The 2,161-nt window shown below is 59.0% G+C and carries 2 protein-coding genes and 1 pseudogene; all 3 read left to right on the top strand.

From position 1 onward, the window contains the following. A pseudogene (locus A3730_RS19735) lies at window positions 1-247 on the top strand (IS4 family transposase); the annotation flags it as partial. 271 nt (window positions 248-518) lie between these two features. Next, window positions 519-1,127, top strand: a complete 609-nt coding sequence (rrtA, locus tag A3730_RS19730) for a rhombosortase (RefSeq protein ID WP_063519585.1) — start codon at window positions 519-521, stop codon at window positions 1,125-1,127. Between the two features lie 16 nt (window positions 1,128-1,143). Continuing rightward, window positions 1,144-2,161: DUF3592 domain-containing protein (locus A3730_RS19725; protein ID WP_156501265.1), on the top strand; the 1,018-nt coding region annotated here is incomplete at its 3' end.

Genomic DNA, 2,161 nt, shown 5'->3' with positions numbered 1-2,161 from the left:
GGCAGTGGCTCATGGCCAGGACCCGTCGCGTATCCGCTTCAAGTTCGCCTATCAGTACATCGCCGCGCAGTTGATCGTGATGGCGGCGGCTCAGCCGCTATCGCGCACGGGCGCACGCTTGGCGGAACTCAGAGCGGGGATCGGTAACCTGTTGTTGGAGGACCGTTCCCGACCTTCCAGGCCGAGAACGGTCAAAATCTCCAAGACCCGCTATCCCGTCGATCGTAATGCCGCTCCTCTTAAGTGAACGGCATTACGCCTAGTGCGGGGTTTTCTTTTTTGGGGGCGAGTTGAAAGTTCAAAGTTTAAAGTTGAAACGCGGACAGCAGCCGGAGGCAATCGAAAAACTCCGGAGCCGCGCCGCTGACGCTCTACTGAGCGTAATATCAATCTAAAACAGGAAGCGCGGCTATATCAGTCCTTCGGGTGGCACTAGCGTCCCTCGTGTTTTAACTTTCAACTTTGAACTTTCAACTCACCCTTCCCATAATCCCCTTTCACACCTGACAGGCAACTACATGCAACCCAGAGACAACAAACTCCGCCCGCACTTTGCCCTGGTGGTCGCCACCATGGTGGCGTTGGGGCTGGCGCATGCCTGGGTGAACCCTTGGCTGGCGTTTGATCGGGCAGCGATTGAGCAAGGGCAGGTGTGGCGACTTTTTACCTGCCATCTGGTGCATCTCAACCACTGGCACATGCTGCTCAATTTGGCGGGTCTGGTGCTGTGCGGCTATTTTTTCACGGATCTGCTTGATCGGGTCCGTTTCTGGAGCTGGCTGCTGTTTTGTGGATTGGTCACCGGCCTGGCGTTGTATTTTCTGGATACCGGGTTGCAGCATTATGTGGGGCTGTCCGGTATCCTCCATGGCTTGTTGGTCTATTGCCTGCTTCAGGGCTGGCGGGGGAATCCCTGGTTGCATTCACTGGTGTTGCTGGTGATTGCCGGGCGCATTGTCGGTGAGCAGCAGGCAGGCTATGACGTGGAGTATCTCCGTAGCTGGATCGACGGGCGGGTTTATGTGAATGCCCACCTGTACGGTGCCCTGGCCGGAGTGTTGTTGTTTGGGGGAATCACGGGTGTCGAATACGGCAGAAAACGCAGAACAGGAAACACAGAAAGATAATAAAGCATCAGGGTGCATGACCATCCTGTTTCCCGGGGTTTTCCTGGTGGCAGGCCTGGCGGTGATGTTCTTTGTGGGGCTCAAACCCGCCTTTCAATACTGGCAAGCCGGAAGCTGGGACCGGGTGCCGGCCACCGTGCTTAGCAGTACGCTCAATCGCAGTTATTCCGACGGCTCCACCACCTACAGCGTCAGCGCCCGCTACCGTTATGACTATCAGGGGCGCAGTTATTCCAGCAGCACCGTGAGCCAGTACGGCGGCAGCGATAATTTCGACGATTACTGGCAGCGTCTGGCCGGGCGGCTGGAACGCGCGCGTTCCCGTGGCAACACGGTCATGGCCTGGGTCAATCCGGCGAATCCGTCCGAGGCCTTTCTGGATCGCACTCTACGCTGGGGCTCATTGGTGTTTGGTCTGGCTTTTGGCGGCGTCTTTGCCTTGGTGGGGGGCGGCCTGATGTTCCTGTTCAACCGGGACAGCAAGGGCAAGGCGGATCTGGCAGAAGGGGGGGCGTACCACAGTAATGAGAAATCCGGGCACTGGTTCCTGGTGGGCTTCGGCGCCATTTTCATCCTGCTGCCATCGCCGGCCTATCTGGCGGTCTGGGACAAGGTCAGCGGGGGGGACTATGCGATTCTGATGGTGCTGCTGTTTCCTGCCGTGGGCGCAGGCATTGCCTGGGCGGGCTGGAAGATGCGCAGCAACTATCGGTTTTTCGGTCCCACCCCGCTGGAACTGGACCCGGAACCCGGCCATGCCGGTGGTCAGGTAGGGGGCGCCATCCACTTGGGCAAGGCGTTGTCCCGTGACACAGATATGGATGTGTGGCTGAGCTGCATCCGTGGCAGGGAGAGCGGCAGCGGCAAGGACCGCAAGACCGTGGAAGACATCCTCTGGCAGACCGACCAGCGCGCCCTGTGCCAGCCCACCCAGCAGGGCAGCGATATCCTGTTCTGTTTCGATGTGCCGGCGGAACAGCCGCCGTCATCCGGTAGCGGTCGCAATTATATCTGCTGGCGAGTCGAGCTGGAGG

The sequence above is a fragment of the Alcanivorax sp. HI0044 genome (assembly GCF_001634945.1).
The sequence above is the reverse complement of the archived record's forward strand: the minus strand, read 5'-3'. Positions and strand labels throughout refer to the sequence as shown.

What these genes read in the sequence shown, in the direction of transcription:
- rrtA (WP_063519585.1), top strand. Translation starts at nt 519, where the DNA reads ATGCAACCCAGAGACAACAAACTCCGCCCGCACTTTGCCCTGGTGGTC.